Genomic DNA, 17,591 nt, shown 5'->3' on the forward strand with positions numbered 1-17,591 from the left:
CGCGGTAGCACCAAGCCGGTTAGCATCAAGTTCATGGCGGTGGAGAAGTTGAGCGTGTCCTTGCCGGACATCGTTGCCGCTCGCGCCCGGCGCGCAGCGGAGCGAGCAGGCATTCCGCTGTCGGCGTGGCTCGCCGAGGCAGCCGAGGCCGCTGCCGATCTCGCCGAGGCCCGGGCCGCCGCACAGGACTACGCGGCGCAGTTCGGCGATCCCGACCCCGGAGAACTGAGCGACATCCGCGCCGAGCTCGCGGCAGCAGGCGTCGGCGCACCGGAGTCGCCGGAGGACGCGGCGGCACGAGTCGCTGCCCTGTCACGACTTCTCGGACTTCCGGACGAACGGCGAGCAGGATGAGCACCCGCGGCCTCGTGCTGGACGCCGGGGCGTTGATCCACGTGCAGGGCAGTCCGAGAGGTCGCGTGTACGGCGCGTGCCGTGATGCCCTTGACGCCGGTGTGCCGGCGTTGCTGCCGGCCGTGGTGCTGGCACAGGTGTGGCGTGGCACCGCGCGGCAAGCTCCCGTGTCGATGCTCAGGAGGATGTGCAGAACGCTTCCGTTCACCGACGACGTGGCGGAGGCCGTGGGCAGGCTGCTCGCCATCGCCGGCACAGCGGATGTGGCGGACGCCGCGGTCGTCATCGCGGCGGTGAGCCAGAACTGCGCGGTCCTGACCTCGGATCCCGGCGATCTCGGCAAGCTCTCCGACGCCATCGGCGTGCGAGTTCCGCTCGTGGTCGTTTGACCACGTTTCTTCCCCGGGCGGTTCCGGTAACCCTCCGTCAGACTGCGGGGCGGGACCAACCGAGGAGATGACGGCGTGTCCGACAAGGTTTGGCTGATCACCGGTGCCGGCAGCGGTCTGGGCCGTGCCCTCGCCGAGGCGGCGGCCGGTGCCGGTGACCGGGTCGTGGCCACCGCACGCCGGCCGGAGGCGCTGGACGACCTGGTGCGGGCTCACCCCCGCCAGGTCGTCCCCGTCCGGCTGGACGTGACCGACCACGAGGCCATCCGCACCACCGTCGCCAATGTCGTCGCCGAAGAAGGCCGGATCGACGTTCTCGTCAACAACGCGGGCCGCACGCACGTGGGCGCCGTGGAGGAGACCACCGACGCGGAGCTGCGCGACCTGTTCGAGGTGCACGTGTTCGGGCCGGCCGCGCTCATCCGGGCCGTGCTGCCGCACATGCGCGCACGCGGCGAGGGCGCCATCGTGCAGATGAGCAGCCTGGGCGGGCAGTTGTCGTTCGCCGGGTTCTCGGCGTTCAGCGCCACCAAGTTCGCGCTGGAGGGGCTGTCGGAGGCCCTGGACGACGAGGTCAAGGAGTTCGGGATCAGGGTGCTGATCGTCGAACCCGGCTCGTTCCGCACGAACCTGCTGCGCGGGTACACCGAGTCGCGGCGCACCGAGGTCTACGCCGAGTCGTCCGGCAAGACGCGGCGGTTCATCGACGTGCGGGACGGGCAGCAGCCCGGTGACCCCGCCAAGGCCGCCGCCGCGATCCTCACGGCGCTGGAGGCCGCGGAGACGCCGTTGCGGCTGCCGCTGGGCGGGGACGCGGTCGACGGGATCATCGCCCACCTGGACGAGGTGCGGGTGGGGGTCGAGCTGTGGGAGAAGGTGTCGCGGGAGACCGACCTCGACCGCTGAACTGCGCAAACGTCCCCGAACCGGTGGCAAATCCGGACAAAACGATCCTTCACAGTCAAGACCTCTGCGGAACCCCGTGGCGATGCCGTACGTTGCTGCGTCGTGACCACTCTCATGGCGCGCTTCAAGCAGCGGATGCGCCGGTTCGCGCAGAAACCGGCGTCGGTTGACCTCGCACCGTTCCAGGCTCTGCTCAAGGACGTGGAGAAACACGCTGACGCGTTCAAGGCGTTCAGCGACGAGGAGCTGACCGAGCACGCGAAGAAGCTGCGCGACGAGAGCACGGACACCGAGCTCGTGGCGCTGACGCGGGAGGCCGCCGAGCGCGCCATCGGGCAGCGCCCGTTCGACGTGCAGGTCCTGGGCGCGCTGGGCATGCTCAGCGGGCTCGTCGTCGAGATGGCGACCGGTGAGGGCAAGACGCTCGCGGGTGCCATGGCCGCGGCCGGGTTCGCGATCAAGGGCAAGCGCGTCCACGTGGTCAGCGTCAACGACTACCTCGCCCAGCGCGACGCGGACTGGATGGGCCCGCTGTACCGGCTGCTCGGGGTCACGGTGGGCTGGATCAACGGCAGCTCGAAGCCCGAGGAGCGCCGCGAGGCCTACCGCTGCGAGGTCACGTACGCGCCGGTCAGCGAGATCGGCTTCGACGTGCTGCGCGACCGGATCGTCACGAGCCCCGACGACCTCATCGTCCCGGAGCCGGAGGTGGCCCTGATCGACGAGGCCGACTCGGTGCTCGTCGACGAGGCCCGCGTGCCGCTCGTGCTCGCCGGTTCGACCAGCGCGGAGGCCGCCGACCCCGTCATCGCAGACCTGGTGAAGCGGCTGCGGCAGAACCTGCACTACGAGATCGACGACGAGGAGCGCAACGTCTTCCTCACGGGCGCGGGCTCCGAGGCCGTCGAGCGCGCGCTCGGCGAGATCGACCTGTACTCGCAGGAGCACGTCACCTCGACGCTGTCGAAGGTCAACGTCGCCCTGCACGCCCAGGTGCTGCTGCACCGCGACGTCGACTACATCGTCCGCGACGGCAAGGTGCACCTGATCAACGACACCCGCGGCCGCGTCGCGAAGCTGCAGCGGTGGCCGGACGGCCTGCAGGCCGCGGTCGAGGCCAAGGAGAACGTCCAGACGACCGAGTCGGGCGAGATCCTCGACTCGATGACGGTGCAGGCGCTGCTGTCGCGCTACCCGACGCGCTGCGGCATGACCGGTACCGCGGTCGCCGTCGCGGAGACCCTGCGCGAGTTCTACGAGCTCGAGGTGCTCGTGATCCCGCCGAACAAGGAGAACATCCGCTCCGACGAGCACTTCCGCCTCTACGCGACGCTGGAGCAGAAGGAAGACGCGATCGTCGAGGAGATCAAGACCGTCCACGAGACCGGGCGGCCGATCCTCGTCGGCACGCTCGACGTGGCCGAGTCCGAGCGGATCTCGTCGAAGCTGCGCGACGCGGGCATCGAGTGCGTGGTGCTCAACGCGAAGAACGACGCGGAGGAAGCGTCGATCATCGCCGACGCCGGCTCGTACCAGCGCGTCACGGTCTCCACGCAGATGGCCGGTCGCGGCACGGACATCCGCCTCGGCGGCCACGAGGGCGAGGACCACGACCGGATCGCCGAGCTGGGCGGCCTGTACGTGATCGGCACGGGACGCCACTCGTCGTCGCGCCTGGACGACCAGCTGCGCGGCCGTGCGGGCCGCCAGGGCGACCCCGGCGGCTCGGTGTTCTTCTCCTCCATGCACGACGACCTCGTCACGCAGTACGCGCCGGACGCCGAGGACCCGTCCGAAGTGGACGACGACGGCCGCGTGCGCGACAAGGGCCTGCTGCACACGTTCGAGCACGCGCAGCGCGTCGCCGAGGGCGTGAACCTGGAGATCCACCGCAACACCTGGCGCTACAACAAGCTGATCGAGCACCAGCGCGAGATCCTGCTCAAGCACCGCGACGTCGTGATGCGCACCGACGCGGCGTTCGAGAAGGTCGGCGAGAAGGAGGGCGTGTCCGACGAGGTGGCCGCCGACGCCGCCCGCAAGATCACGCTGTTCTTCCTCGACGACCTGTGGACGCACCACCTGACGTTCCTGTCGGACCTGCGCGAGGGCATCCACCTGCGCGCACTGGCCCGGCAGAACCCGCTGGACGAGTTCCACCGCGAGGCGATCCCGGCGTTCAACAAGATCGTGCCGGAGTCGTGGGAGCTCACGAAGGAGAAGTACGAGGCGGCCGAGATCACCGACGAGGGCTACGACCTCGCCGGCGCCGGGGTGAAGCGCCCCAGCTCGACGTGGACGTACCTGGTGCACGACAACCCGTTCGGCTCCGGGCTCGAGGAGTCGATGAAGGGTCTCGTGAAGATGGTCCGCGGCCAGCGCCGCTGACCGCTACACCGGCCCGGGGACGAAGTCGTCCGCCGGTCTGGCGGGCCGGGGCAACGCCTCGGCCCGTCTCTCGTCGGTGGCCGTGCTGGTCGTCATCTCCTCGGAGAGAGCTCTGATCTCCGCGAGGATTTCCAGGTGTTCCTGCGACGGCGGCGGTCCCACGAGGTTGGACCTGTTGTGCGCCGTCCGTTCCGCCCGCTCGGCCAGCTGCCGGATGCGGCGGAGGAGATCGTGCTCCCCGTCCGGGAGCAAGCAGTCCGTCTGCTCCATCACCCGTGCCAGCTTTCGCGTGCACCGGTCTTGCGTCGATCCCCTAGTCGGCTGATTCCAGTTTGTGCACCAGCCACGCGTGGAATCCGCCGATGTGGTGCTCGGAGGGCACCAGCACTCCGCCCTGCGCGTAAGCGCGCGAGGACATCGCGGGCTGACATCGCTCGCAGGCTTCGAAGTCCTGTTCGTTCACCCGGTGGAACAGCTCGACCGAGCGAGAGACGTCACGACCGGTGTCGACCACTTCCTTGGCGTAGAGCCAATCGCACTCGACGACCGTCCGGTCCGCGGCGAGCGGGTACATGCGGTGCAGGATCACGTGGTCGGGCACGAGGTTGATGAAGACCTGCGGCTTGACCGTGATGGCGTAGTACTTCCTGTCGCGTTCCTCGTCCAGGGCGGACAACTTCTCGAAGCCCTCGCCGCCGTCGACGGTGAAACCCCTGATCTCGTCACCGAACTCGGCCCCGTGACCGACGTAGTACTGGGCCGCGTAGCCGTCGGCGAACTCCGGCAGCACCTCGGTGAGCTCGGGGTGGATCGTCGCGCAGTGGTAGCACTCCATGAAGTTCTCGATGATCAGCTTCCAGTTGGCCCGGACGTCGTAGACGATCCGCCTGCCCACGGACAACTCGTCGATCTCGTACCCGTCGATGGCCTCGAGCGAGCCGAGCCGTTCGGTGACGGCGCTCAGCACGTCGTCCTCAAAGCTCGGAGGACTGTCGTCCAGGTTCACCCACACGTAGCCGAGCCATTCGCGCGAGTGCACCTTTTTCAGCCCGTACTCAACGCGATCGACGTCTGGCATTGAGGTGAGATTGGGTGCGGCAATCAGTTTTCCGTCCAGCGCGTAGGTCCAGGCGTGGTAAGGGCACTGGAACGCCCGTTTGACGCTGCCGGCCTCGTCGGCGCAGATGCGCGCGCCGCGGTGGCGGCACACGTTGAGGAACGCGTTGAGTGCTCCGGTGCGGTCGCGGGCGACGAGCACGCTCTCGCGTCCGATCTGCACGGTGCGGAAGTCACCGGGCTTCGCGAGGTCGCTCGAGCGGACCGCGCAGAACCACATCTTCTCGAAGATCTCCGCCTGTTCCTGCGCGAAGATCGCGGGGTCGGTGTAGTAGCGGCCCTCAAGGGTGGAGATCAGGCTGCCGGTCATGCTCCGCCTCTCAAGCGAGCAGGGTCGAAAAGGCCGATCGGGTGCCGCGTGGCCCCGTCGATCGCGAGGTCGGCGAGGATCTCGCCGACCACGGGCACGAACTTGAAGCCGTGCCCGGAGAACCCGCACGCCACGGTCACGCCATCGTGCGCAGGGTGGGGCGCGATGACGAAGTGCCGGTCGGCGGTGTTGGTGTAGAGGCAGGTCGCGCCGCGCTGGTGCGCGCCGGCGATGCCGGGCATGAGGCGTGCGGTGGCGGCCCTCATGGCGTCGACCTCGTGGTCGTGCACCTCGCGGTCGACGGTGTCCGCCGTGCAGATCTCGCCGCCGTGGTGGAACGCGACCTTCACGGCGCCGTCGATGCGGGGGAAGCCGTAGAAGCCGTGACCCTCGGCGGGGTCCCAGATGTAGACGGGGTGGTCGTCGAAGCCGCCGGTCTTCGGCGTGAAGTAGTGCTGAACGCCTCGTTCGACCTCGAACGGGATGCCGAGGTCCCGCACCAGTTCCGGCGCCCACGGTCCCGGGCAGACGACGACGTGCTCGGTCTCGTAGGTGGCGAGGGCGGTGGTGACGCGGCCCTGTTCCCAGTGCGTCACCGGCTCCTCGAAGTGCAGCTCGGCGCCCGCCCGGCGGGCGAGGCCGAGGTGGGCCCGCACCGCCGCCTCCGGCACGACGTACCCCGCGCCCTCCTCGTGCAGCGCGACCTCCGTCAGCGCGGGGTGCAGGGTGGGGAAGCGCCTGCGGGTCTCGAGCGCGTCCAGGACCTCGTGTTCCAGGCCGTACTGCTCGGCGCTCGCCCGGCTGCCCGCGACGGCTCCCGAGTCCGGCGGCCCGACGACGAGACCGCCGACCCGGTGGAAGATCCGCTCGCCGCTGTCGCGCTCGGTCTGGTCCCACATCTCGTGGGCCCTGAGCAGCAGCGGCACGTAGGCGGGGTCCTCGAAGTAGGCCTGCCGCGTGATGCGCGACCCGCCGTGGCTCGACCCCCGCGTGTGCACCGGCGTGAACTTCTCCAGTCCCAGCACCCGCTTGCCGCGCTGGGCGAGCCGGTACGCGGCGGCGCTGCCCATGCCGCCGAGTCCGATGACGATGACGTCGTAGGCCATGTCAGCTCCTGAGCCGCTTCATCTCGGGGTCGAACAACGGCTCCCGCGCCGGCCGCGCCCTGACCCTGGCGCCGAAGTACTCGATCTCCACCTCGTCGTCGATCTCGCTGGGCAGCCAGGCGTAGGCGATGTTGAGCCCCGTCGTGTACCCGTAGGCGGCGCTCGTGACGTAGCCGACCGGTTCTCCCTGGTGGTACACGGGTTCGCTGCCCATCACGACGCTGTGCGGGTCGTCGATGGTGAGGCAGGTGAGCTTCTTGGTGGAGGTGAGGTTGTGCAGCGACCCCTTGCCGACGAAGTCCTTGTCCATGCGGACCGCGAACCCGAGCCCTGCCTCGAACGGGTCGTGCTCCGTCGTCACGTCGGTGCCCCACGACCGGTAGCCCTTCTCCAGCCGCAGGCTGTTGAAGGCCCCGCGCCCGGCCGCGATGACGCCGTGCCGCTGCCCCGCCTCCCACAGGGTGTCCCAGAGCTTCGGGCCGAGGTCGGCGGTGGTGTAGAGCTCCCAGCCGAGTTCGCCCACGTAGGACAGTCGCAGCGCGGTCACCGGGACGTTCTTGACGAACGCCCGTTGCGCGGTGAAGTAGCCCTTGTGCGTGTCGAGCGTGTGCGAGACGTCGTCGAGCAGGTCGCGCGCCTTCGGCCCCCACAACCCGATGCAGCACGTGCCGGGCGTGATGTCCCGGACGTGGACGTCGTCCGGCGCGTGTCGCAGGAGCCACTCGAGGTCGAGGTTTCCGTTGGCGCCCACCTGGAACGTCGTCCGGTCGAGCCGCGCGACCGTGAGGTCGCTGCGCACCCCGCCCTGCTCGTCGAGCAGCAGCGTGTAGACCACGGCGCCGGGCTTGCGGCCGACGTTGTTGGTCGTCATGCGCTGCAGGAACTCCAGCGCGCCCGCACCGCTGACCTCCAGCCGCTTCAACGGGGTCATGTCGAACATCGCCACGCGCCGGCGCGTCACGAGCGCCTCGGCCCCGCAGATCGGCGACCAGTACCGGCTCGCCCACTCGTTGCGCTCCGGCACCTCCGCGACCTCGGGCAGGCCGGCGTTGGCCTCGTACCAGTGCGGCCGCTCCCAGCCGGAGGCCTCCAGGAAGAACGCCCCGAGGTCCTTCTGGCGTTCGTGGAACGGACTCGTGCGGATCGGCCGCGGGCTCTCCATGGGCTGCAGCGGGTGCAGCAGGTCGTAGACCTCGACGAAGTTCCGGCAGCTGCGTTCGAGCACGTAGTCGGGCGCCAGCTGCACCTGCTCGAACCGGCCGAGGTCGCTCGAGTGCAGGTCCAGTTCCGGCTGCCCGTCGACGATCCACTCGGCCATCGACCGCGCGACACCGGCGGAGTGCGTGATCCACACCGCCTCGGCCACCCAGAACCCGCGCAGGTGCGGGTGTTCCCCGAGCAGTGGCATCCCGTCGCTGGTGAAGGAGAAGAGCCCGTTGAACCCGCGGTCGACCCCGGCCTCGGCCAGCGCCGGGACGAGGTCCACGGCCGCCTCCCACGACGGCGCGAAGTCCTCCTCGGTGAACGGCAGCTCCGAGCCGGTGATGTCGTGCGCCCGGATCGGCATGGGCTTGTGCCCGTACGCGCCGATGCCGACGGCCCTGCCGTGCGCGCGGAAGTACAGGTCGGCGTCCTGGTGCCGCAGGATCGGTTGCCGCGCAAGCGCTTCCGCGTCGACGGGGAGTTCTCCGGTGAACGCGTACTGGTGCGCCATCGGCACCAGCGGGATGCTCAGCCCGACCATCTCCCCCAGCACCGGCCCCCACATCCCGGCGCACGACACGACGACGTCGGCCGGGAACGTGCCCGTCTCGGTGCGCACTCCGGTGACCCGGTCGTTCGAGGTCTCGACCGCAACGACTTTCTGCCCGAACAGGAACCGGGCCCCGCGCTCGGTGGCGCGCCGCGCCTGCACCTGCGCGGCCTGCACGGGCTTCGCGAGCCCGTCACCCGGAATCAGGAACCCGCCGAGCACCTGCCCCTTGTCGAGCAACGGGTGCAGCCGCGCCACCTCGTCCGCGTCGACCAGCCGGCTCTCCACGCCCCACGACGTGGCCCAGCCGTGCCTGCGGCTCAGGTCGGCGAGCCGCGCCTCGCTCGTGGCGATCTCGAGGCCGCCGACCTGGTCGAAGCAGCCGAGCGCGGTGTACTTCTCGACGGTGTAGCGGGCGAACCGGGTCATGCTGCGGCACGAGTTGGTCTGGAAGACGAGCCCGGGCGCATGCCCGCTGGACCCGCCCGCGGCGACCCCGTCGGCCTGGTCGAGAACCGTGACGTCGGTGAACCCTCGTTCGGTGAGCTCGTCGGCGAGCGCGCACCCGACGATCCCCGCCCCCACGAGCACCACGCGAGGCACTTCACCAGGCATCAGGACACCCCTTCGCCATCGTTGCGCGGAACGAAACCTGTTCCGCCATCAGCAACAAAGTGCGGCCAGGGCGACCGGGCTGTCAATACTGCCGTTCGGGCGCAGGTTCCGTTCGTACAAGGCGAACAGCCCGCGAGACGTCCAGGATGTCCCTCATGCCCACCTGGAACGACGTGGTCGAACTGGCCGAGCGGCTACCGGAGGTGGAGGTGTCCACCTGGTACCGGACACCGGCGCTGAAGGTGGCCGGCAAGGGCTTCGCGCGGCTGCGCACCGAAGCCGAGGGCGGCCTGATGCTGCTCTGCGACCCGGCCGAGAAGTCCGCGCTGCTGGCCTCCGGCGACGCGGCGTTCTTCACGACGCCGCACTACGACGGCCACGCGTCGATCCTGGTCGACCTGGCCCGGGTGGACGCCGGTCACCTGGCCGAACTGGTCGAGGAGGCATGGCGGACCAGGGCACCGGCACGGCTGCGGGACCGCACCTGAACCACGCGCGGAGCACCGACGGCCCCGCCGAGCTCACCCGGCGAAGTACCCCAGCTGAGCCGACAACTCCCCGGCAGCCGCCACCATGGCCGGAACGATCTCCCCCACCCGTTCCCGGGACAACCGGTAGGACGGCCCGGAAGCGCTCATCGCCGCCACCACTTCCCCGCGGTGCCCCCGCACCGGCACGGCGACGGCGTGCAACCCCAGCTCCAGTTCCTCGAAACAGGCCGCGAACCCCTGACCGGCGACCACCTCCAGCTCGGCCAGCAGCTGCCCGGGGTCCACGACGGTGCGGGCGGTGTAGGAGTCGAGCGGCAGGGACGCGAGCCGCTTGCGTTCGTCGACGGCCAGGTGGGCGAGCAGCACCTTGCCGGACGAGGTGGCGTGCAGGGGCGTGCGCTGCCCGATCCAGTTGACCGCGGACACGGCCGCCGACCCGCGGGCCTGCGTGATGTTGATGGCGACGCCGGCGTCGTGCACCGCGATGTTGACGGTCTCGCCGAAGGAGTCGGCCAGCGCCTGGCAGACGGGCTGGCCCAGCTTCGTCAGGTCCATGCGGCCGGTGGCGGCGCCCGCCAGGCGGACGACGCCGAAGCCGATGGCGTACTTGCCCCGCTCGCCGAGCTGTTCGACCAGGCCGCGCGACTCCAGCACGGAGACGAGTCTCGAGACCGTGGACTTGTGCACGCCCAGCTCCCCGGCGATCTCGGTGATGCCGGCCTCGCCCTGGGCCAGGAGTTCGAGCACGCTGATGGCCCTGTCCACGGACTGCACCTGAGCTGCCGAGTCGGAGTTGCTCATCGCGCAACAGTATCCGGCAGGTAAAACAAGCCGGTCGACCTCTTGACGGCGCGTCGCGTGAGGCTCACATTGTGTTGCGTCATTCGGAACGTGTGCCGTGTCACGCAACGGAGGCCGACGATGATCCGCGCCTGCGCTCTCGAGGAGCTGCCCCCTGGTGAGGCGGTTCGCATCATCGGCCCGCACGCACCTATAGCGGTTTTCAACGCCGATGGTGTCTTCTACGCGATCGACGACACCTGCACGCACCAGGACGCCTCGCTCAGCGAGGGCTGGCTCGAGGGCTGTTTCGTCGAATGCCCGCTGCACGCGGCGAGCTTCGACCTGCGCACGGGCGAGCCCACGTGCCTGCCCGCCAAGAGATCGGTGAGGACCTACCCCGTCCGCGTGGAGGATGGAGTGGTCTATGTCGATGTCGAGGTGAACAAGGACGTGGCGTGAGGACGATCGCGATCATCGGTGCATCACTCGCCGGTTTGAGGTCGGCGCAGGCACTGCGCCAGCAGGGGTTCGACGGACGGCTCGTCGTCATCGGCGACGAGGTCCATCTGCCCTATGACCGGCCTCCTCTCTCGAAGGACTTCTTGCTCGGCAAGGTCGAGGCGGTACCGCTGGCGGATCAGGACGACCTCGACGCGCTCGACGCCGAGTGGCGGCTCGGCGTGCAGGCGAGCGGACTGCTCTCCACCCAGGAGGTCGCGCTCAGCGACGGCACGACGGTGGCGGCCGACGGCGTCGTCATCGCGACCGGCGGCATCCCCCGCACGATTCCCGGCGCGCACGTGCTGCGGACGCTCGACGACGCGATCAAGCTCCGCGACGCGTTCGCCGGGGCGCAGAGCGTCGGCGTGATCGGCGCCGGGTTCATCGGAGCGGAGATCGCGTCGAGCGCGCGGTCGCTGGGCAAGGACGTCACCGTCGTCGAGGCGCTGCCGGCACCGCTCATGCGGGTGCTCGGTGCCGAGATGGGGGCCGCGGTGGGACAACTGCACGGCGACCACGGATCAACGTTGATCACAGGCGTCAATGTTGACTCGATCAACGTCGACGGTGGAATCAACCACGGAATCAACCTCGCGGACGGGCGCAGGGTCGACGCCGACGTCGTCGTCGCGGGCATCGGGGTGCGGCCGGCGACGGACTGGCTCGCCGGCGGACCGGTCCGGGTCGACAACGGCGTCGTGTGCGACGCGGGTGGCGTGACGGCGGCGAAGAACATCGTGGCCGTAGGCGACGTGGCGAACTGCGCGGGAGTGCGCGCCGAGCACTGGACGTCCGCGACCGAACAGGCGCACGTTGCGACTCGCAACTTGCTTGCGGGGGCAACTGTCGCGACGCACACCAACGGCGGCTACGTCTGGTCCGACCAGTACGGCGTGCGAATCCAGTTCATCGGCCGGGCGACGCGTGACGTTCGCGTCGAAGACGGGTCTATCGAAGACAGGAAGTTCGTGGCGACGTACCGCGACGACGACCAGAGCGAGGACGTCGTAGGCATCGTCGCCATGAGCAACGCGCGGCTGTTCACGCGGCTGCGCAGAAACCTGAGGTAGAGACGGTCGTCACGGTTTGAAACCCACCGGCGACCGGCTACACCCCGATGTCCTTCGTGGACGGATGAACAGGGAGGCGCCCGTGTCGCCGGTGCGGCAGATCATCAACCCCTACGACCGCAGTGTTCTCACCGAGGTCGAGGACGAAACCCGCGACCAGGCGATCACCGCCATCGGCAAGGCCAGAACCGCCTTCGACCACGGCGACTGGCAGCACTCCGCCCCCGAGCACCGCGCCGCCGTGCTGAACCGCGTCGCGGACCTGCTGGAGCGCGACAAGGAGGACATCGCCCGCACCGAGACGCTCGACACCGGCAAGACGCTGGTGGAGAGCCGCATCGACGTGGACGACGTCGTCGCCGTGTTCCGCTACTACGGCAACCTCGCCGGGCTGCTGCACCCGAAGATCGTGCAGGGCGCTCCCGCGGACGTCCTCAGCCGGATCGACTACGAGCCCGTCGGCGTCTGCGGCCTGATCGCGCCGTGGAACTACCCGCTGCTGCAGATGTCCTGGAAGGTCGCGCCGGCGCTGCTCGCGGGCAACACGCTCGTCGCGAAGCCCAGCGAGATCACGCCGCTCACGACCATCAAGCTCTTCGAGCTGCTGCACGAGGCCGGCCTGCCCGACGGCGTCGCGAACCTGGTGCTCGGCACGGGCCCCGAGGTCGGAGCGCCGCTGAGCGAGCACCCGGACGTCGACCTGGTCTCGTTCACCGGCAGCCTGGCGACCGGGCAGCGGATCATGGCGGCGGCGGCCAAGACCGTGAAGAAGGTCGCGCTCGAACTGGGCGGCAAGAACCCGAACATCGTCTTCGCGGACGCCGACCTCGACGTCGCCGTCGACTACGCGCTCACGGCCGCGTTCTTCCACGCGGGCCAGGTGTGTTCGTCGGGCACGCGGCTCCTCGTGCATTCGAGCATCCACGACGACTTCGTCGCGGAGGTCGCGCGCCGGGCCGACAAGATCAAGCTGGGCAATGGTCTCGACGAGGACACCGAGTCGGGCCCGCTGGTCAGCGAGGAGCACCGCGCCAAGGTCGAGAGCTACGTCGAGCTCGCGGAGCAGGAGGGCGCGACGCTCCTGGCCGGTGGCCGCCGGCCGGAGGAAGCCGAGCTGCGGAACGGTTTCTTCTTCCGCCCCACCGTCTACGCGGACTGCCGCCGCGACATGCGGCTCGTCCAGGACGAGACGTTCGGCCCGATCATCACCGCCGAGCGCTTCGAGACCGAGGAGGAGGCCGTCGCGCTGGGCAACGACACCGACTACGGCCTCGCCGGCGGCGTCTGGAGCCAGGACCTCGACAAGGCGCAGCGCGTCGCGAAGAAGCTGCGGCACGGCACGGTCTGGGTCAACGAGTTCGGCCCGTACCTGCCGCAGGCCGAGTGGGGCGGCTTCAAGCGCTCCGGCGTCGGCCGCGAGCTCGGCACCGCGGGCCTGCACGAGTACACCGAACCGAAGCACGTGTACCAGAACCTCGAGCCGCGGGCCCAGGGCTGGTTCGCGCGAAGGGACTCGAAGTGACCGCTTACGACTACGTCATCGTCGGTGGCGGCACAGCGGGATGCGTCCTCGCCGCGCGGCTGACCGAGGACCCGTCCGTCACGGTCGCGGTCGTCGAGGGCGGCCCGTCCGACGTCGGCGACGAGAAGATCCTGAACCTGCGCAACTGGATCAACCTGCTCGAGACCGAGTACGACTACGACTACCCGACCGTCGAGCAGCCCCGCGGCAACTCCCACATCCGGCACAGCCGCGCGAAGGTGCTCGGCGGGTGTTCCAGCCACAACACGCTGATCTGCTTCACCCCCCTGCCGCAGGACTTCGACGACTGGGGCCACGGCTGGACGTGGGACGCGATCGGCCCGTACTACGACAAGGTCCAGCTCAACATCATCCCGGTGGCGGAGAAGGACAGGAACCCGATCGCGAAGGACTTCGTGGCGGCGGCGCGGCAGGCCACCGGCGTCGGGGAGGTCGAGGACTTCAACGCGAAGCCCTTCGCGGACGGCGCCGGGTTCTTCTCCATCGCCTACCACCCCGAGAAGGGCAACCAGCGCTCGTCGGCGTCGACCGCCTACCTGCACGAGATCCTCGGCAGCCGCCGGAACCTGACGCTGCTGCTGCACACCTGGGCGAGCAAGATCGAGTTCGACGGCACCGAGGCGATCGGCGTGCACACCGACAAGGGCTACGTCGAGGCCAACAGGGAAGTCCTGCTCTGCGCGGGCGCCATCGACACCCCGCGGCTGATGATGCTGTCGGGCGTCGGCGACTCGAAGCACCTGCGCGACATCGGCGTCGAGCCGAAGCACGACCTGCCCGGTGTCGGCGAGAACCTGCTCGACCACCCCGAGTCGGTCATCGTCTGGGAGACCACGGGGCCGCTGCCGGAGAACTCGGTGATGGACTCCGACGCGGGCCTGTTCATCCGGCGCGACGAGTCCGACCCGAGGCCGGACCTGATGTTCCACTTCTACCAGATCCCGTTCACCACCAACACGGAACGCCTCGGCTACCCGGCGGTGGAGCACGGGGTGTGCATGACGCCGAACATCCCGCGGCCGCACAGCAAGGGCCGCATGTGGCTGAAGTCCAGCGACCCGAACGAGAAGCCGGCCCTGGACTTCGGGTACTTCACCCACCCGGACGGCTACGACGAGAAGACCCTCGTCGACGGGTTCCGGATCGCGCGCGAGATCGCCGCGCAGGAGCCGCTGAAGTCCTGGCTCAAGCGGGAGGTCGCGCCCGGACTGGACGTCACGAGCGACGCGGCGCTGTCCGAGTACGGCCGGCGGGCCGCCCACACCGTCTACCACCCGGCGGGCACGTGCGCGATCGGGTCCGTCGTGGACGGTGACCTCAAGGTCATCGGGTTGCAGGGCCTGCGGGTCGTCGACGCGTCCGTGTTCCCGACGATGCCGACGGTGAACCCGATGGTCACGGTCCTCATGATCGGTGAACGCGCCGCCGACCTGATCAAGGCCGGCAGGTGAGCCTGTCGGCCGAGGACAGGCTGAAGGACCTCGGGTACACCTCGGAGTTCAAGCGGGACATGAGCCCGTGGGCGAACTTCTCGCTGGGGTTCACCTACCTCTCCCCCGTGGTCAGCACGTACACGCTGTTCGGCACCGCCCTCGCCCTGGGCGGCCCGCCGATGATCTGGAGCTTCGTCGTCGCGGGCATCGGCCAGTTCCTGGTCGCGCTGGTCTTCGGCGAACTGGTCGCGCAGTACCCGGTGGCGGGCGGCGTCTACCCGTGGGCGCGCCGCCTGTGGGGCAAGCGCTGGGCGTGGACGACCGGCTGGGTCTACCTGATCGCCCTGCTGGTCACGATCGCGTCCGTCAGCTACGGCGCGGGCCCCTACCTGGCCACGCTCCTGGGCTACACGGCCACCGTCGGCAACACGGTGCTGTGCGCGGTCGCGATCATCGTGGTCTCCACGCTGATCAACTACGCGGGCACGAAGGTGCTGAGCTGGGCCGCGATCTTCGGGTTCGCCGCGGAGATCATCGGTGCGCTCGTCGTCGGCATCTGGCTGCTCGTCGACAACCGGCTGCACGGCTTGGGCGTGCTCTTCGACAGCTTCGGCGCGGAGGGCTCCGGCAGCTACCTGCCGGCGTTCTTCGCGGCGGGCATCATCGGCCTCTACCAGTACTACGGCTTCGAGGCGTGCGGGGACACCGCGGAAGAGGTCGAGGATCCCGGCCGCGTCATCCCGAAGGCCATGCGCCGCACCATCTACATCGGCGGCGCGGCGGCCACGTTCGCGTGCCTGTCGCTGCTGCTCGCCGTGCCGGACTTCGGCAGGGTCATCTCCGGCGAGGACGCCGACCCCGTCACGAACGTCCTGACGACCGCGTTCGGGCCGGTCGGGTACAAGATCGTGATCGGGGTCGTGCTGATCTCGTTCCTGTCCTGCACGATGTCGCTGCAGGCGGCGGCGTCCCGGCTGACCTACTCCTACGCCCGCGACAAGATGCTGTTCGGGCACAGGGCGCTCGCGAAGTTCAACCCGAAGCGGCACATCCCGCCGTACTCGCTGGCGCTGGCCGGCGTGGTCCCGGCGGTCATCGTGGTGGCGTCGATGCTGTCGACCAACGCGCTGGACAAGATCGTGTCGTTCGCGACGCTCGGCATCTACCTGGGCTTCCAGCTGGTGGTGTTCGCGGCGCTGCGGGCACGGATCAAGGGCTGGACGCCGTCGGGCGAGTTCACGCTCGGCCGCTGGGGCATGGTCGTCAACGTGCTGGCACTCGCCTACGGCGTCGCGGCGATGGTGAACATGGTGTGGCCGCGCACCCCGGACGCGCCCTGGTACGACAACTACGTCGTGATCCTCAGCGGCGCGCTCGTGGTCGGCATCGGCCTGGTCTACATGCTGATCGCCAAGCCGTTCGGCCACTCCGACGCGGCGGCCGGCGACGCCGTCTCATCCCTGCAGGCGAAGTAGGCGCAGGGCGAGCTGCACCTCCAGCACGCGGTCCGGCGCCTGCCAGTCGGCGCCGAGCAACGACGCGACCCGGTCGAGCCGTTGCGTGACCGTGTTGACGTGCAGGTGCAGCTCCGCCTTGGCACGGCTGAGGTTCGCGCCGCAGCGGAAGTAGACCTCCAGCGTGTGCACCAGTTCCGTGCCGCGTTCGGTGTCGTAGTCGAGCACCGGCCCCAGCACCGACCGCACGTAGCCCGGGACGTCGGCGCGGTCCCCCAGCAGGACGCCCACGAACCCCAGGTCGCCGAGCGTCGCGGCGTCCTTCTCCCGGCCCAGCTGCTTCAACGCCTTCAGGCACCGCCGCGCCTCCTCGAAGGCCGCCGCGATCGCCACCGGTCCCGCGACCGGGCCGCACGCGCCCACCGTCGCGTCCAGGGCCTTGGCCACGTCCCGCATCACGCCGGTGGACACCGACGGCAGCGCCAGCACCACGTCACGGCCGCGCGCCCCGGCCAGTCCTCTGTGGACCGACGCGTAGTGCGTGGCACCGGACAGGTTGCCGTCCGCCACCAGCACGACGTGCGGCTCGCCCAGCTCCACGCCCACCCGGCGGGCCCGCGCCAGCAGGCCGGTGGCATCGCGGCCGTCGAGGACGTCGGTGATCAGCTCGCCGCGCACCTTGTTCTCCGCCTCGGCCACGGTCCGCCGCAGCAGCAACAGCAACGCCGTCACCGCCGCCGACCGCTCGAACACCCGCAGGTCGGCGTCGGAGAGGTCGGGGCGGCCCGACAGCGTGATCCCTCCCAGCAGCTCGGACCCCGCGAGCACCGCGCACACCCACACCTCCCCCACCAGCACCGCGCGGCCGCTGGCCCGCACGGCCTGCGGGGGCACGGTCTCCAGCACCTCGACCGGGCCGCCGAGCAGCTCCCCCACCGCCGCGGCCACCTCCGCGGACGACCCGCCGCGCAGCACCAGGTCCGTGAGCCGGTCGTGCGCTTCCTCGGCCCGTTTCATGGCCTCGTTGTGCGACTGGATGGTCGCGAACAACGATGCCGTGTCGATCGCGATGGCCGCGTGGTCGGCCAGCGACTGCAGCAGCGCGACCTCCTCGGGCGGGAACTCGCGCGGGGTCCGGTCGGCCGCGTAGAGCACGCCGATGACCTTCGAGTCGAGCTTCAGCGGCACGCCCAGGATCGCGGTGAGGCCCTCGTCGCGCACCGCCGAGTCGATCGGCCGGGTGTGGTGGAAGCGGGCGTCGGCGAAGTAGTCGGAGCTCGCGTACGGGCGCGCGGTCTGCGCGACCAGCCCGCCCAGGCCCTCGCCGAGGCCGAGCCGGACCTTCTGGAACAACGGCGAGAACGACCCGTCCGTCACCC

The 17,591-nt window shown here is 69.8% G+C and carries 16 protein-coding genes; 10 read left to right on the top strand and 6 right to left on the bottom strand.

All coding sequences use genetic code 11. The features are described from left to right. From ACFWGZ_RS28555 to secA2, 4 genes are all read left to right on the top strand, one after another. On the top strand, positions 1-354 hold a 354-nt coding region (locus tag ACFWGZ_RS28555), incomplete at its 5' end, for a hypothetical protein (RefSeq protein WP_382454667.1). Continuing rightward, on the top strand, positions 351-743 hold the full coding sequence (locus ACFWGZ_RS28560; protein ID WP_382454668.1) for a PIN domain-containing protein: 393 nt from the start codon (positions 351-353) through the stop codon (positions 741-743). The genes ACFWGZ_RS28555 and ACFWGZ_RS28560, both read left to right, overlap by 4 nt. A gap of 75 nt (positions 744-818) precedes the next feature. Then, a complete protein-coding gene (locus ACFWGZ_RS28565; RefSeq protein ID WP_382454669.1) occupies positions 819-1,649 on the top strand; it encodes an oxidoreductase in 831 nt (276 codons plus the stop codon). A 102-nt stretch (positions 1,650-1,751) separates the two neighbouring features. Continuing rightward, a complete protein-coding gene (secA2, locus tag ACFWGZ_RS28570; protein WP_382454670.1) occupies positions 1,752-4,037 on the top strand; it encodes an accessory Sec system translocase SecA2 in 2,286 nt (761 codons plus the stop codon). A gap of 3 nt (positions 4,038-4,040) precedes the next feature. On the opposite strand, the gene ACFWGZ_RS28575 is transcribed toward secA2, so the two are convergent. From ACFWGZ_RS28575 to ACFWGZ_RS28590, 4 genes are read right to left on the bottom strand one after another with little or no spacing between them, the layout of a single operon-like run. Beyond that, entirely contained in the window at positions 4,041-4,307 is a 267-nt protein-coding gene (locus ACFWGZ_RS28575; protein WP_382454682.1) for a hypothetical protein, read from the bottom strand. 43 nt (positions 4,308-4,350) lie between these two features. After that, positions 4,351-5,463 carry an aromatic ring-hydroxylating dioxygenase subunit alpha gene (locus ACFWGZ_RS28580; RefSeq protein ID WP_382454671.1) on the bottom strand — a complete coding sequence of 371 codons (1,113 nt, stop codon included), beginning with the start codon at positions 5,461-5,463 and terminating at the stop codon, positions 4,351-4,353. Beyond that, positions 5,460-6,569: an N-methyl-L-tryptophan oxidase gene (solA, locus tag ACFWGZ_RS28585; protein ID WP_382454672.1), complete on the bottom strand. Its 1,110-nt coding sequence runs from the start codon at positions 6,567-6,569 to the stop codon at positions 5,460-5,462. The genes ACFWGZ_RS28580 and solA overlap by 4 nt, the downstream gene beginning before the upstream one ends. A 1-nt stretch (position 6,570) precedes the next feature. Then, entirely contained in the window at positions 6,571-8,937 is a 2,367-nt protein-coding gene (locus ACFWGZ_RS28590; RefSeq protein WP_382454673.1) for an FAD-dependent oxidoreductase, read from the bottom strand. A 155-nt stretch (positions 8,938-9,092) separates the two neighbouring features. Here ACFWGZ_RS28590 and ACFWGZ_RS28595 point away from each other — a divergent pair, with 155 nt between their 5' ends. Continuing rightward, entirely contained in the window at positions 9,093-9,425 is a 333-nt protein-coding gene (locus ACFWGZ_RS28595) for an MmcQ/YjbR family DNA-binding protein (RefSeq protein WP_382454674.1), read from the top strand. Positions 9,426-9,458: 33 nt separating this feature from the next. Here the strand turns inward: ACFWGZ_RS28595 and ACFWGZ_RS28600 are convergent, their stop codons facing one another. Further along, entirely contained in the window at positions 9,459-10,229 is a 771-nt protein-coding gene (locus tag ACFWGZ_RS28600; protein WP_382454675.1) for an IclR family transcriptional regulator, read from the bottom strand. Positions 10,230-10,349: 120 nt separating this feature from the next. On the opposite strand from ACFWGZ_RS28600, the gene ACFWGZ_RS28605 reads away from it, so the two are divergent. The 5 genes from ACFWGZ_RS28605 to ACFWGZ_RS28625 all read left to right on the top strand — a co-directional run bounded on the left by ACFWGZ_RS28605 (position 10,350) and on the right by ACFWGZ_RS28625 (position 16,233). Next, complete coding sequence (locus tag ACFWGZ_RS28605; protein WP_382454676.1) at positions 10,350-10,670, top strand: bifunctional 3-phenylpropionate/cinnamic acid dioxygenase ferredoxin subunit; 321 nt, start codon at positions 10,350-10,352, stop codon at positions 10,668-10,670. Further along, the gene (locus ACFWGZ_RS28610; protein WP_382454677.1) at positions 10,667-11,782 is read left to right on the top strand and encodes an NAD(P)/FAD-dependent oxidoreductase; all 1,116 of its coding nucleotides are present in this window, start codon (positions 10,667-10,669) and stop codon (positions 11,780-11,782) included. The genes ACFWGZ_RS28605 and ACFWGZ_RS28610 overlap by 4 nt, the downstream gene beginning before the upstream one ends. A gap of 64 nt (positions 11,783-11,846) precedes the next feature. Further along, positions 11,847-13,304 carry an aldehyde dehydrogenase family protein gene (locus ACFWGZ_RS28615; RefSeq protein ID WP_382454678.1) on the top strand — a complete coding sequence of 486 codons (1,458 nt, stop codon included), beginning with the start codon at positions 11,847-11,849 and terminating at the stop codon, positions 13,302-13,304. Further along, entirely contained in the window at positions 13,301-14,776 is a 1,476-nt protein-coding gene (locus ACFWGZ_RS28620) for a GMC family oxidoreductase (RefSeq protein WP_382454679.1), read from the top strand. The genes ACFWGZ_RS28615 and ACFWGZ_RS28620 overlap by 4 nt, the downstream gene beginning before the upstream one ends. Then, positions 14,773-16,233, top strand: a complete 1,461-nt coding sequence (locus ACFWGZ_RS28625; protein ID WP_382454680.1) for an APC family permease — start codon at positions 14,773-14,775, stop codon at positions 16,231-16,233. The genes ACFWGZ_RS28620 and ACFWGZ_RS28625 overlap by 4 nt, the downstream gene beginning before the upstream one ends. Here ACFWGZ_RS28625 and ACFWGZ_RS28630 read toward each other — a convergent pair. Continuing rightward, positions 16,213-17,591: helix-turn-helix domain-containing protein (locus ACFWGZ_RS28630; protein WP_382454681.1), on the bottom strand; the 1,379-nt coding region annotated here is incomplete at its 5' end. The genes ACFWGZ_RS28625 and ACFWGZ_RS28630 overlap by 21 nt on opposite strands.

Source organism: Lentzea sp. NPDC060358, from assembly GCF_042725365.1.
In the GTDB taxonomy this organism is placed as follows: domain Bacteria; phylum Actinomycetota; class Actinomycetes; order Mycobacteriales; family Pseudonocardiaceae; genus Lentzea.

Excerpts from the sequence above, each read along its gene's own strand:
- ACFWGZ_RS28590 (WP_382454673.1), bottom strand. The coding sequence starts at position 8,937 with ATGCCTGGTGAAGTGCCTCGCGTGGTGCTCGTGGGGGCGGGGATCGTC.
- ACFWGZ_RS28605 (WP_382454676.1), top strand. The coding sequence starts at position 10,350 with ATGATCCGCGCCTGCGCTCTCGAGGAGCTGCCCCCTGGTGAGGCGGTT.
- solA (WP_382454672.1), bottom strand. The coding sequence starts at position 6,569 with ATGGCCTACGACGTCATCGTCATCGGACTCGGCGGCATGGGCAGCGCC.
- ACFWGZ_RS28560 (WP_382454668.1), top strand. The coding sequence starts at position 351 with ATGAGCACCCGCGGCCTCGTGCTGGACGCCGGGGCGTTGATCCACGTG.
- ACFWGZ_RS28615 (WP_382454678.1), top strand. The coding sequence starts at position 11,847 with ATGAACAGGGAGGCGCCCGTGTCGCCGGTGCGGCAGATCATCAACCCC.
- ACFWGZ_RS28595 (WP_382454674.1), top strand. The coding sequence starts at position 9,093 with ATGCCCACCTGGAACGACGTGGTCGAACTGGCCGAGCGGCTACCGGAG.
- ACFWGZ_RS28580 (WP_382454671.1), bottom strand. The coding sequence starts at position 5,463 with ATGACCGGCAGCCTGATCTCCACCCTTGAGGGCCGCTACTACACCGAC.
- ACFWGZ_RS28575 (WP_382454682.1), bottom strand. The coding sequence starts at position 4,307 with ATGGAGCAGACGGACTGCTTGCTCCCGGACGGGGAGCACGATCTCCTC.
- ACFWGZ_RS28600 (WP_382454675.1), bottom strand. The coding sequence starts at position 10,229 with ATGAGCAACTCCGACTCGGCAGCTCAGGTGCAGTCCGTGGACAGGGCC.